Here is a 13,674-nt window from a genome sequence, read left to right on the forward strand (position 1 = left end):
GTCTGTGTGAATTGGTTCATGAAGAATCTATTTCATTTGAACATAACCCTGAAATAACTGAAGTTGATTCTAACAATTGTTTTGCGCGAAAGGGGTTAACCATGCTAGGTATAGTCAAAAAAATCTTCGGTGACGTCAACGATCGTGAGGTCAAGCGTCTGATGAAGACGGTTGATCAGATCAACAAATTAGAGCCGGAATTCGTCAACCTTTCCGATGAGCAGCTGAAAGGGAAAACAGCGGAGTTCCGTGCGCGTCTGGAGAAGGGTGAAACCCTCGATGATCTCCTGCCTGAAGCGTTTGCCACCGTACGCGAAGCATCCAAGCGCGTGCTCGGTAAGCGTCATTACGACGTTCAGCTGGTTGGCGGCATGACGCTGCACGAAGGCAAGATCGCCGAAATGAAGACCGGTGAAGGGAAGACGCTGGTAGGTACCCTGCCGGTATACCTGAACGCCCTGCTCGGCAAAGGTGTGCACGTGGTCACCGTCAACGACTATCTCGCTCAGCGGGACAGCGCGGAAATGGGACAAATTTACGAATTCCTGGGCATGACCGTCGGGGTGAACCTGAGCGGCATGGACCATGCGGATAAACAAGTGGCATATGCCTGTGATATTACGTACGGTACGAACAACGAGTTCGGTTTCGACTACCTGCGTGACAACATGGTGCTGTATAAGGAACAAATGGTGCAGCGCCCGCTGTACTTCTGTACGATTGACGAAGTGGACTCGATTCTGATCGATGAGGCGCGTACGCCGCTGATCATCTCAGGACAAGCCCAAAAGTCGACGGAGCTGTATTACGTAGCGGACCGCTTTGTGAAGCAGCTGCAGAAGGAAGAGGACTATACGGTTGATATCAAGGTCAAATCCGTTGCTCTGACGGAAAAGGGTGTGGCTAAAGCGGAACGCGCTTTTGGCATCGAAAACCTGTATGACCACAGCCATATTACGCTGAACCACCACATCGTGCAGGCGCTGAAGGCGAACGTCATTATGCGCCGCGACGTCGACTACGTCGTAACGGAGGACGAAGTGGTGATCGTCGACGAGTTTACGGGCCGCCTGATGGCCGGACGCCGTTACAGCGACGGACTGCACCAGGCAATCGAAGCGAAGGAAGGCATCGAGGTGCAGAACGAGAGCATGACTCTCGCGACGATTACCTTCCAGAACTACTTCCGGATGTACCGCAAGCTGGCCGGCATGACTGGTACGGCGAAGACGGAGGAAGAAGAATTTAAGAAAATTTACGGCCTGGAAGTTATCCAGGTACCGACAAACAAACCAAACCAACGGAACGACATGCCGGACATCGTGTACAAGAGCGTGAATGGCAAGTTCAAAGCCGTTGTTGACGAGATCGTGGAGCGCCACAAAAAGAACCAGCCGGTGCTGGTTGGTACGGTATCCATCGAGAACTCCGAGCTCATTTCGGAAATGCTGAAGCGTAAGGGCATCAAGCACCAGGTGCTGAACGCCAAGTACCATGCCGAAGAAGCGGACATTATCTCCCGCGCCGGTCAGCCGGGTACGGTAACGATCGCCACCAACATGGCCGGACGGGGTACCGATATTTTGCTGGGTGAAGGTGTGGCTGATGTGGGCGGTCTGCATATCATTGGTACGGAGCGCCACGAATCCCGCCGGATCGATAACCAGCTTCGTGGCCGTGCCGGACGCCAGGGCGACCCGGGCTCGACGCAGTTCTACCTGTCGCTGGGTGATGAGCTCATGAAGCGTTTCGGCGCGGACAACGTGCTGAACATGATGGAACGCCTCGGTTTCGAGGAAGACCAGCCGATTGAGAGCAAGATGATTACCCGTGCGGTCGAATCCGCGCAAAAACGCGTCGAAGGCAACAACTTCGACCTGCGGAAGGTCGTCCTCCAATACGACGACGTCATGAACCAGCAGCGGGAGATCATCTACAAGCAGCGCCGCGAAATTATGGAATCCGACAACATCAAGGATATCGTCATGGAGATGATCAAGCCGGTCATTGACCGTGCGGTTGAGGTGCACTGCTCCGACGACATTCCAGAAAACTGGGAACTTCAGGAAGTGGCTGATTACGTGAACAGCAAGCTCCTCGACGAAGGTTCGATTACCCGCGACGATCTGTGGGGCAAAGAGGTTGAGGAGATTGAAGAGTTCATCTTCGATAAGGTGAAGAAGAAGTACGACGAACGCGAAGAACGGATCGGTTCCGAGCTGGTACGTGAGTTCGAGAAAGTAATCGTACTCCGCTCCGTCGACAGCAAGTGGATGGACCACATCGACGCGATGGATCAGCTCCGTCAAGGTATTCACCTCCGTGCATACGGCGGTACGGATCCGCTTCGCGAATACCAATTCGAGGGCTTCGAGATGTTCAACACGATGACGGCCAGCATCCAGGAGGAAGTGGCCATGTACGTGATGAAGGCCCATATCGAAGCGAACCAGGAGCGCCAGGCGGTCGTGGAAGAGAGCAAGGTTTCCACAAATGGCGAGCCGACCGAGAAGAAGCCGGTGCAAGTCGGCGAACAGATCGGACGCAACGATTTGTGCCCTTGCGGCAGCGGCAAGAAGTACAAACACTGCCACGGCCAAGAAGCATAAGATAATATAGAAGCAAATGGTACAATGATTCATACAACAGCCGTTTCTTAGGCAACCCTAAGAAGCGGAGCCAAAACTCCCTTAAACCGGGAGACCCGTAGCGGCGCTGCTCTGAAGAGGAGGGTGGCCGCAGGGTCTTTCCGCTTAAGGGAGTTTATGTCGATAAAGAGGTGAAGAGTAAATCATGTTAGATCCAAGCGTTAAGCACGACTTGCGGGAAATCGCAACGAAACTCACCAATCTTAGGGGGTCTCTTTGACTTAGATCTGAAGCAGGAAATGATCTCGAACTTCGAAGAGAAAATGTCGGCTCCCGACTTTTGGGATGACAACGAAAAGGCTCAATCGGTCATCGCAGAAATGAACGCGGTGAAGTCATCGGTTGACGAGTATGAGAAGCTGCAGCAGGAATACGACGACGCCTCCATGATGGCGGAGCTGGCCGACGAGGAAGGCGACGAATCGCTGGCCGCCGAAATCGCGGAAGCGGTGGGGTCGTTAACCAAGAAGCTGGACGATTTTGAACTCAAGCTGCTGCTGAACCAGCCTTACGATAAAATGAACGCTATTCTCGAACTGCATCCGGGTGCCGGCGGCACCGAGTCCCAGGATTGGGGACAGATGCTGCTGCGGATGTACACCCGCTGGGCAGAGAAGCACGGCTTCAAAGTCGAAACTTTGGACTATCTGCCGGGTGACGAGGCCGGGATCAAGAGCGTTACGCTGCTGATCAAAGGCTTTAACGCTTACGGCTATCTGAAAGCCGAGAAGGGCGTGCACCGTCTGGTGCGCATCTCGCCGTTCGACTCGTCGGGACGCCGCCATACGTCGTTCGTCTCCTGCGATGTCGTGCCGGAGATTACCGAGGACGTCGATGTGGAGATCCGGACAGAGGATCTCAAGATCGATACGTACCGGGCCAGCGGCGCCGGTGGTCAGCACATTAACACGACGGACTCCGCGGTACGGATTACCCACATCCCGACGGGTGTGGTCGTGACCTGTCAGAACGAACGCTCGCAGATCAAAAACCGGGAGCGCGCGATGACGATGCTTCGATCGAAGCTGTACGAACGCAAACTTGAAGAGCAGCGAAAACAGCTGGATGAAATCCGAGGGGAACAGTCGGATATTGCCTGGGGCAGCCAGATTCGCTCCTACGTGTTTCATCCCTATAGTATGGTAAAGGACCACCGTACCTCAGTGGAAACCGGCAATGTCGGCGCTGTCATGGACGGGGACCTGGATCCTTTCATTGACGGTTATTTGCGCAGCCAAATTAAGGTGGAAACCGAATAAAACCAAGTGAATTCCTACACGCTATTCGTGTAGGAATTTTTTGGTGTAATGGACTGATTTTTGCATTCCGGAAGGGTTAGCTTCATGATGGCCGATTTATATTTTAGGTAAGGAGAGAAAATTGTTCATGTCTCAGAAATCATCGAACCGCAGAAAGGCATCGCTGCCTATGAGCGGACCCCAGCGCCACGTGGTGGACACGCTGCTCATCATTGTCGGTTCCTTTATTATCGCTTTAGGGTTTAATTTGTTTTTCCTGCCGAACGGGATTGCTTCCGGCGGGGTATCCGGGATTTCCGTATTGACCGAAGCCTGGTTTGGCATGGAGCCTGCCTTTACCCAGTGGGCCCTCAACATCCCGTTGTTTATTCTGGGCATCCTGCTGCTCGGAAAAAATTACGGCATCCGCTCGCTGCTGGGCAGCGTGGTGCTGCCTTTGTTCGTCTATCTGACGAAGGACTGGCCGCTGCCGACGAGCAACCCGCTGCTCGCTTCGATTTACGGCGGGATTGCGGTAGGTCTCGGCATCGGGATTGTGTACCGGGGACGGGGCTCCACTGGCGGACTGACGACGCTGGCCCAAATTATTCAGAAGTACAGCGGACTCAGCTTTTCCCTGTGCGTCGTGATCCTGGACGGATCGGTCATCCTTTTGGCTGCCTGTACGCTGTCGCTGGAGAAGGCGCTGTATGCGCTGGTGGGACTGTATGTCACCGGCAAGGTGATCGACGCCATTGAGCTCGGTTTCAATTACTCGAAAGTGGCTTATATTATTTCGGACCATATCGAGCCGATAACGGCGGCGGTGCTGAAGGACCTGGACCGCGGCTGCACCAAGCTGAACGCCACCGGGGGCTACACCGGAACGGACCGGACCGTGCTGATGGTCGTCATCGGCCAGAGCGAAACGACGCGGCTGAAGACGCTGGTGCAGTCGGTGGACCCGGAGGCTTTTGTCATCATCAGCAATGCGCATGAGGTGCTGGGCGAGGGCTTTAAGCTGCAGGGCAGCTGAGCATTTTTTTCACCATCCATCATAGTTTAATAATGAACGACAAAAAGAGGCGAACAGTTATCCATGCGTGGCTGGGCAGCCTCTTTTTCATTATGAAAAGGTCGGAGGGAATGGTTAGATGTTCCGCCCGTCCGAATCGTTACCGGTACCAAAAAATAAACGACCATCATACATAACAAGGGCGGTTTGGGAGCAACGCATGGATCACTTCATAGGAATGAATCTGGTCGGACCTTGAACAGGGTCTTTTTTTCTTGGAGATCGAAAGGTACATAGGCTCGGACCATAGGAGGCGGGAGTGGAAAAGCCCTTACAGGATAAGGGAAATTCGTTCCAAAGTGTTGTATTTATATAAAAGCGGTCGTATAATAATACATAATTATTCATGATTTATACAGAAGCGGCAGTAGAGAGGGGAACGCGGGGAATGGGAGAACACGGTACTGGGGAGAAGGTTAGGATTGCGATCGTCGGTTCAACCGGCTACGGCGGGGTTGAGCTGATCCGGCTGCTGCAGGGACATCCCAAAGCAGTCATTACGTCAGTGATTTCATCATCGAGCGCGGGAACGCCGATTTCGGAAGGTTTTCCGCATTTAACGGATATTATCGTGCAAAATTTGGACGGTACCGATCCGAAGGAAATCGCCGCCAAGGCGGATATCGTTTTTACGGCCACTCCTTCGGGCGTAAGCTCCAAGCTGGTGCCGAGTCTACTGGAAGAGGGGCTTAAGGTCATTGATTTGTCCGGGGATTTCCGGATCAAGGACGGCGCCACGTACGAAAAATGGTATAAGCACACCGCGCCGGATGCGGCTTATTTGGACCAAGCCGTTTTCGGTTTGTGCGAACTGTTTGGAGAAGAAGTCGCTGGCAAGGATTTTATTTCCAATCCCGGCTGTTACCCGACGGCTACCCTGCTCGGTCTGGTTCCGGCCATCAGCGCCGGCTGGATTAACCCGAACAGCATTATCATCGATGCCAAGTCCGGCGTATCGGGTTCGGGACGCGGAACGAGCTTGACGACCCATTTTGCGGAAATTAATGAAAATTTCAAAGCTTACAAAGTGAATAAGCATCAGCATATCCCGGAAATCGAACAGGTGCTAAGCCAAGTAGCCGGTGAGCAGGTGACCGTGACGTTTACGACCCAGCTCGTGCCGATGACCCGGGGCATTATGAGCACGATGTATGCGAACTTGAACGGCGTGTATAACGACGAAGATTTTGTGGAGCTGTACCGGCAGTATTACCAAGGACGGCCGTTCGTGCGCGTGCGCGACACGGGTATTTGGCCGGCGACGAAGGAAGTGCTGGGCTCCAATTATTGCGATATCGGTTTTGCGGCGGATCCGCGGACGGGCCGGGTCACCATTATTTCGGTCATTGACAATATCGTCAAAGGTGCGGCTGGCCAGGCGATACAGAACCTGAATCTGATGATGGGATGGGAGGAGAATCTCGGACTCGGCTATACTCCGGTGTATCCGTAAGCGGGATGAACATAGACATGGGACAATTAACGACGTTTACGCAGGTGAAGGACGGATCGATCGTCAGCCCGAAAGGTTTTTCGGCGGGAGGCGTGCACTGCGGACTCAAGAAGACGGATCGCCATGACCTTGGCGCGATCCTGTGCGAGGTGCCGGCCGTGGCTGCGGCCGTGTACACCACGAATGTGTTTCAAGCGGCACCGCTGAAGGTGACGCGCGAGAGCCTGCAGAATGGCACGCTGCAGGCTGTGATCGTGAACAGCGGCAACGCCAACGCGTGCACCGGGCAGCAGGGCGAAGCCGATGCCTATGACATGCGGGCGGCCGCAGCCCGCCACCTCGGCGTGGCGGAGCAGGACGTGGCCGTCGCGTCCACGGGCGTGATCGGCGAGCTGCTCAAGATGGACCGCGTGAACGTGGGCATCGAATCGCTGCCGCCGCGGCTCAGCAGCGCCAATTCGGGCGCGGAGGACTTCTCGCAGGCGATCCTCACCACGGACCTGGTGAAAAAAGAAGCCTGTGTATCGGTGCTGGTGAACGGCAAAGAGGTGACGATTGGCGGCGCGGCGAAAGGTTCGGGGATGATTCATCCGAACATGGCGACGATGCTCGCTTTTATGACGACGGACGCGGCCATTGACCAGGAAGCACTGCAGCAGCTGATGCGGCAGGCGACGGACGTGACGTTCAACATGATTACGGTGGACGGCGACACGAGCACGAACGACATGCTGATCGCCATGGCCAGCGGACTGGCGGGGAACGAAGTGCTGACACCGGCGCATCCCGACTGGGAGCCGTTTGCCGAAGGGTTTACGTATGTGTGTCGGAGCTTGGCCCAAGCGATTGCGCGGGATGGCGAGGGCGCGACGAAGCTGGTTGAGGTCAGCGTTACTGGAGCGGTCAGCGACCTGTCGGCACGGGCGATTGCCAAGACGGTCATCGGCTCGAGCCTCGTCAAATCGGCCGTGTTTGGCGCCGATGCTAACTGGGGACGGATCATCGCTGCCGTCGGGCGTGCGGGCGAGCCGGTAAATCCGGAGACGGTCGACATCCGGCTTGGCGATATCAGCGTATTGGAACAATCGCGTCCGGTCGCTTTTGATGAAGATAAAGCGTTGGCCTACTTGAAAGGGGACACCGTCCGCATCGTCGTGGATCTGCACGGCGGAGCCGGGCAAGCCACCGCCTGGGGCTGTGATTTGACTTATGATTACGTGCGGATCAATGCGGCTTACCGGACATAAGGCGAAGGCAGCTGCGGGGGAGAGTGAATGCATATGAAGACGCTGGAGAATGAGCAGGGCTCCCATATTGGGGCGGATGGCCAGCAGACGTTTGTCATGAAGTGCGGGGGAAGCACGCTGGCGGCACTGCCGGACTCCTTCTTTGAGGATCTGAAGCAGCTGCAGCAGCAGGGCGTGCAGCCGGTCATCGTCCATGGGGGCGGTCCGGCCATTTCGGACAATCTCGCCAAGCTGGGCATTGAAACGGAGTTCGTGAACGGCCTGCGCAAGACGACCGAGGACGTCCTCGACGTCGTGGAGATGGTGTTGGCCGGAACGATCAACAAGCAGATCGTGCGGCGGATCCAGAGCACGGGCGGCCGGGCTCTTGGCCTGTCGGGCGTCGACGGAGGACTGATCCAGGCCGAGCCGGTTGCCAACGCAGCCGAGGTTGGCCATGTCGGCGACGTTACTTACGTGGAATCGGCGATCGTTAAAGGCATTACGGCCATGGGCTACATGCCGGTCATCGCACCGGTCGGGGTGGACGCGGCCGGGCAGCGCTACAACATTAACGCCGATACCGCGGCGGGCGCCGTCGCTTCCCATCTGGGAGTCGACCGGATGATCGTGGTCACGGACGTGCCTGGCATCCTGAAAGCCGTGGACGGCGAGAAGCAGGTGCTGCCGTCGGTGACGGTGCAGCAAATCGAAGACATGATCGCCAGCGGCGACATTTACGGCGGCATGATTCCGAAAGTTCGGGCCGCGGTGAGCTGCATTCAAGGAGACGTGCAGGAAGTTGTCATCGTGGACGGCAGTGAGCCCCGGGTACTGAGCCGGGTGCTGCAGGGTGAAGTGTTGGGTACCCGCATCGTGCGGGATTAAGATAAAGGTACTTTGAATTTACATCGATAAACGTTTTTCTAATACAGGGGCACAGGGAGGGACCTGCGGCTCCGGGAGAAGGAGTGATTAGGGATGAGTGCAAGCGAACAGGCAAGCTCATTGTTTCAGAACTATGCCAGATATCCGATCAGCCTGGTGAAAGGGCAAGGGAGCTGGCTATGGGACGATAAAGGGAACAAATACCTCGACTTTATGTGCGGTATAGCGGTGACTAATCTGGGCCATGCGCCGAAGAAAGTGACCGAGAAGCTGAAAGCTCAGCTGGATGAGCTGTGGCATGTATCGAACCTGTTCCACATTCCGAACCAGGAAAAAGCAGCTTCTCTGCTGACGGCGAACAGCTGCGCGGATGCGGTGTTCTTCTGCAACAGCGGCGCCGAAGCGAACGAAGCGGCCATCAAGCTGGCCCGCCGCTACCACCAGAAAGTGAAAGGCACCGGACGCTTTGAAATCATCACCTTCCATCAATCCTTCCACGGACGCACGCTGGCTACCCTGACGGCAACCGGCCAGGATAAGGTAAAAGACGGCTTTCTGCCGCTGCCTGCCGGCTTCAAGAGCGTACCGCTGCATGATCTGGACGCGCTGAAAGCGGCCATCGGCCCGGACACTGCCGCGATCATGATCGAGATGGTACTGGCGGAAGGCGGCGTGCTCGTCGTGCAGCCGGACTTCCTGAAGGCAGTGAAGGCGCTGTGCGAACAGCATGGGCTTCTGCTCATCGTCGACGAGGTGCAGACCGGCATGGGGCGTACAGGCAAGCTGTTTGCGTATGAGCATTACGGCATTGAGCCGGATATTTTCACACTCGCCAAAGGCATTGCCAGCGGATTCCCGGCGGGAGCAATGCTCGGCAAAGGCTATCTGAAAGACGCGTTTACGCCGGGCAGCCACGGCTCTACCTTCGGCGGCACGCCGATCGCGACGGCAGCGATGATCGCCACGATCGAGACGATTCTCGAAGATCAACTGCCGCAGCGCGCCGCGGACATGGGCGAGTATTTGATCCAGCAGCTGAACGAAAAGGTGGCTGTGCATCCTTTTGTCAATGAAGTGCGTGGTTTGGGGCTGCTCATCGGCATCGAATGCAAGGAGCCGGTGAACGACATCGTGCTGGAAGGGCAGAAACGCGGTTTGCTGTTCGTGACCGCCGGTCCGAACGTGATCCGCCTGCTTCCGAACCTGTATATTTCCAAAGAAGAAATCGATCAGGCCGTCGGCATGATTGCCGAGCTGATCCATGATCATACCGCAGTAAATAAGGCGTAGCCAGGCAGCATTAGAGCATGCACTGATAAAGGAGGACGTAACGATGTTGAGCCAAACCGGGCTGCTGCAGGATATCGAGCTGAAGGGAAGAGACCTGCTGGAGCTCGACGATTATACGCCGGAGGAAATTCAGTACTTGATCGATCTGGCGATCGAACTTAAGCGCAAGCAGAAAAACGGCGAGGAATACCAGCCGCTGAAGGGCAAAACGATCGGACTTATTTTCGAAAAATCATCCACCCGTACCCGGGTATCGTTCGAGGTGGGGGCGTTCCAGCTCGGAGCCCACGCGCTCTTTTTAAGCAAAAACGATATTCAGCTCGGACGCGGAGAAATTATCAGCGATACGGCGCAGGTGCTGTCGCGTTATCTGGACGGCATCATGATTCGCACCTTCGGGCATCACAATGTGACGGATCTGGCGAAATACGCCTCCGTTCCGGTGATCAACGGCCTTAGCGATCTGGCGCATCCGTGCCAGGTGCTGGCGGATTACCAGACGATCTATGAGCACAAGGGCCAGCTGAAAGGCCTGAAGCTCGCCTACATCGGCGACGGCAACAACATGGCCCATTCCTTGATGATCGGCGGCGCCAAGCTGGGCGTGAACGTATCGATCGCAAGTCCGGAAGGGTACACCCCGGATCCGGCCGTGGTGAAGGCAAGCCAAGAGATTGCCAAGGAGAGCGGCGCGCAGATCGTCGTTACGCACAGTCCGGAAGAAGCAGTGAAGGACGCGGACGTCATTTATACCGATGTATGGGCCAGCATGGGCTTTGAGGAAGAGCAGAAGGTCCGCGAGGCGGCGTTCAAAAACTATCAAGTCGACGAGAAGCTGGCGCAGCTGGCGAAGGCAGACTACCTGTTCATGCACTGCCTGCCGGCACACCGTGGGGAAGAAGTGAGCGAAGGGGTCATCGACGGCAAAAACTCGGTTATTTTCGATCAGGCCGAAAACCGTCTGCACGCGCAAAAAGCGCTGATGGCCGCATTGATGGGTTAAGATTAGTCAGGAGAGGGAGTTAAGACATGGCAAAAGAAAAAATCGTACTGGCGTATTCCGGAGGTCTGGATACGTCGGTCATTCTGAAGTGGCTTAAGGAAACGTATGATGCCGAAATCATCGCATTTACGGCCGATATCGGACAGAAGGAAGAGCTGGACGGTTTGGAGGAAAAGGCACTGGCTACCGGCGCCTCGAAAGTATACATTGACGATCTGCGCGACGAGTTCGCGCAGGATTTCATCTTCCCGATGTTCCAATCGGGAGCGCTGTATGAGGGGCAGTACCTGCTCGGCACGAGCATTGCGCGCCCGCTGATCGCCAAGCGCATGGTGGATATCGCACGCGCGGAAGGCGCAACGGCAATCGCGCACGGCGCAACGGGCAAAGGGAATGACCAGGTGCGTTTCGAGCTGGCGGCTGCGGCACTGGCTCCGGACATCAAAGTTATCGCCCCATGGCGTCTTGAGGAGTTCCGCAACGAGTTCCCGGGACGCGCGGAAATGATCGCTTTTGCCGAGAAGCACGGCATTCCGGTAACAGCCTCTGCGGCGAAGCCTTATTCGATGGACCGCAACCTGCTGCATATCAGCTATGAGAGCGGCGTACTTGAGGATCCTTGGTTTGATGCCAGCGCTCCCGAAAATAAAGACATGTACCTGCTCAGCGTGTCTCCTGAGGATGCGCCGGATGAGGCGGAATACGTGGAGCTCGATTTTGTGCAGGGCAACTGTGTCGCCATTAACGGTGAGAAGCTGAACCCGCTGGCCGTGATGGAGCGGCTCAACGAGCTCGGCGGCAAGCACGGCATCGGCCGCGTGGACATGGTGGAGAACCGCTTTGTCGGCATGAAGAGCCGCGGTGTGTATGAAACGCCAGGGGGCACGATCCTGTTCACCGCGCACCGCAAAATGGAATCGATCACGATGGACCGTGAAGTGATGAACCTGCGCGACAGCCTGATCACCCGTTACAGCACGCTCGTGTACAACGGCTTCTGGTTCGCACCGGAACGTCTGGCACTGCAGGCGCTCGTAACCGAAAGTCAGAAGAACGTGACCGGTACGGTGCGCGTGAAGCTGTACAAGGGCAATATCATCGCCGCCGGCGTGAAGAGCCCGGTCAGCCTGTACAACCCGGACATCGCTACGATGGAAGCCGATCCGACCCAAGCGTACGATCAAGGGGATGCTACCGGCTTCATCCATTTGAACGCCCTGCGTCTTAAAGTCGGCACAGGTGTGGCACAGAACAAATAATTTTTCCATGATATAATCAACAGCACAAGCATGTCGTAGGGAGGCCGTTCCTTGTCGGTCACGGGAAGGAGCGGCCCTCTGCTGTCAAGCAAGAGGGGAGAGAACGATAGTGGGCAAACTGTGGGGAGGGCGCTTTACGAAGCAGACCAACCATCTGGTAGACGAATATACGGCTTCAATCGGTTTTGACCAGGCGCTCGCCGAGGAGGATATTCAAGGCAGCCTGGCTCATGTGACGATGCTGGGCAAATGCGGAATCGTTCCGCAGGAAGACGTGGAGACGATCAAGGCGGGGCTGCAAACCGTGTTGGATAAAATCCGCCGCGGCGAAATCGAGTTTTCGGTGGCGGACGAGGACATCCATATGAACGTGGAGAAAAATCTGATCGCCGAGATCGGCCCGGTTGGCGGCAAGCTGCATACGGGACGCAGCCGGAACGATCAGGTGGCGACCGATATGCACTTGTATTTGCGCAAACGGGTCGTCGAGCTGGCCGGCATGCTGCATGAGCTGCAAAAGTCGCTGATCGGACAAGCAAGGGATAACCTGGATACGATCATCCCGGGGTATACGCATCTGCAGCGGGCACAGCCGATTCTGTTCGCCCATCATCTGATGGCGTACGTCTCCATGTTCCAGCGCGATATTGAGCGCCTTATGGACAGCTACAAGCGCATCAACGTCCTGCCGCTCGGCGCCGGTGCCCTGGCCGGGACGACGTTCCCGATCGACCGCCATTTCGTGGCGGAGCAGCTGCAGTTTGACCGGGTCTACGAGAACAGTCTGGATGCGGTCAGCGACCGCGATTTTATCGTGGAGTTCCTGTCCCACGCGTCCATCATCATGATGCATCTCTCCCGCCTGTCCGAAGAGCTGGTGCTGTGGAGCAGCACGGAGTTTAACTTTATCGAGCTGGACGACGCCTTCTGTACCGGCAGCAGCATCATGCCGCAGAAGAAAAACCCGGACGTGCCGGAGCTGGTTCGCGGTAAAACCGGCCGCGTGTACGGCAACCTGATGGGCCTTCTGACGGTGCTCAAGTCGCTGCCTTTGGCGTACAACAAGGATATGCAGGAAGACAAGGAAGGCATGTTCGACACGGTGGCCACGCTGGAGGGAGCCCTGCAGCTGTTTGCGCCGATGATCGCGACAATGAAGGTGAACAAGAGCCGCATGCGCGAAGCGGTCAACCAGGACTTCTCGAACGCGACGGACATCGCCGACTTCCTCGTGGGCAAAGGACTGCCGTTCCGCCAGGCGCATGAAGTCATCGGCAAAACGGTGCTGTACTGCATCCAGCAGGGCAAGTACCTGCTTGACCTGACGATGGAGGAGTTCCAGCAGTTTTCGCCGCTGTTCGACGACACGATTTATGAGGTGCTGCGGCCGGAAACCGTCGTTAACGCCCGCAATGTGTACGGGGGCACGGCGACGGATCAGGTGGCTGAAGCGATTAAGCGGGGTGAGGTGCTGCTCAGCATGACAGAGCAGTGGCTTGCCGAGCACGTATAAACGATAACCGTTACGGTGTGGTTATGTGATTGAGCCTGATTTGTCTTTAGGCAGACGGACTATTTTTTAGCAGAGGAATAC

At 56.2% G+C, this 13,674-nt stretch carries 10 protein-coding genes; all 10 read left to right on the forward strand.

Going from position 1 to position 13,674, the window contains the following annotated elements; all coding sequences use genetic code 11:
* Positions 1-101 precede the first annotated feature (101 nt).
* The 10 genes from secA to argH all read left to right on the forward strand — a co-directional run bounded on the left by secA (position 102) and on the right by argH (position 13,593).
* The gene (gene secA / locus IAE55_RS30815; protein ID WP_105444829.1) at positions 102-2,609 is read left to right on the forward strand and encodes a preprotein translocase subunit SecA; all 2,508 of its coding nucleotides are present in this window, start codon (positions 102-104) and stop codon (positions 2,607-2,609) included.
* A gap of 184 nt (positions 2,610-2,793) precedes the next feature.
* A protein-coding gene (prfB, locus tag IAE55_RS30820; protein WP_105444828.1) for a peptide chain release factor 2 occupies positions 2,794-3,907 on the forward strand; the annotation gives its coding sequence in 2 pieces (ribosomal slippage) (positions 2,794-2,865 and positions 2,867-3,907; 1,113 coding nt in all).
* 127 nt (positions 3,908-4,034) lie between these two features.
* The gene (locus IAE55_RS30825; protein ID WP_200634755.1) at positions 4,035-4,922 is read left to right on the forward strand and encodes a YitT family protein; all 888 of its coding nucleotides are present in this window, start codon (positions 4,035-4,037) and stop codon (positions 4,920-4,922) included.
* Positions 4,923-5,349: 427 nt separating this feature from the next.
* On the forward strand, positions 5,350-6,414 hold the full coding sequence (argC, locus tag IAE55_RS30830; RefSeq protein WP_200634756.1) for an N-acetyl-gamma-glutamyl-phosphate reductase: 1,065 nt from the start codon (positions 5,350-5,352) through the stop codon (positions 6,412-6,414).
* 17 nt (positions 6,415-6,431) lie between these two features.
* On the forward strand, positions 6,432-7,661 hold the full coding sequence (gene argJ, locus IAE55_RS30835; protein WP_200634757.1) for a bifunctional ornithine acetyltransferase/N-acetylglutamate synthase: 1,230 nt from the start codon (positions 6,432-6,434) through the stop codon (positions 7,659-7,661).
* A gap of 33 nt (positions 7,662-7,694) precedes the next feature.
* Complete coding sequence (gene argB, locus IAE55_RS30840; RefSeq protein ID WP_089549760.1) at positions 7,695-8,528, forward strand: acetylglutamate kinase; 834 nt, start codon at positions 7,695-7,697, stop codon at positions 8,526-8,528.
* A 93-nt stretch (positions 8,529-8,621) separates the two neighbouring features.
* Positions 8,622-9,818 carry an acetylornithine transaminase gene (locus tag IAE55_RS30845; protein WP_183585151.1) on the forward strand — a complete coding sequence of 399 codons (1,197 nt, stop codon included), beginning with the start codon at positions 8,622-8,624 and terminating at the stop codon, positions 9,816-9,818.
* A 46-nt stretch (positions 9,819-9,864) separates the two neighbouring features.
* Entirely contained in the window at positions 9,865-10,821 is a 957-nt protein-coding gene (argF, locus tag IAE55_RS30850) for an ornithine carbamoyltransferase (protein WP_200634767.1), read from the forward strand.
* Between the two features lie 26 nt (positions 10,822-10,847).
* On the forward strand, positions 10,848-12,080 hold the full coding sequence (locus tag IAE55_RS30855; RefSeq protein ID WP_076174549.1) for an argininosuccinate synthase: 1,233 nt from the start codon (positions 10,848-10,850) through the stop codon (positions 12,078-12,080).
* Positions 12,081-12,189: 109 nt separating this feature from the next.
* Complete coding sequence (gene argH, locus IAE55_RS30860; protein WP_089549762.1) at positions 12,190-13,593, forward strand: argininosuccinate lyase; 1,404 nt, start codon at positions 12,190-12,192, stop codon at positions 13,591-13,593.
* Positions 13,594-13,674: the final 81 nt, after the last annotated feature.

It is taken from the genome of Paenibacillus sp. S28 (assembly GCF_016624415.1).
GTDB classification, from domain to species: Bacteria; Bacillota; Bacilli; order Paenibacillales; family Paenibacillaceae; genus Paenibacillus_AQ; species Paenibacillus_AQ favisporus.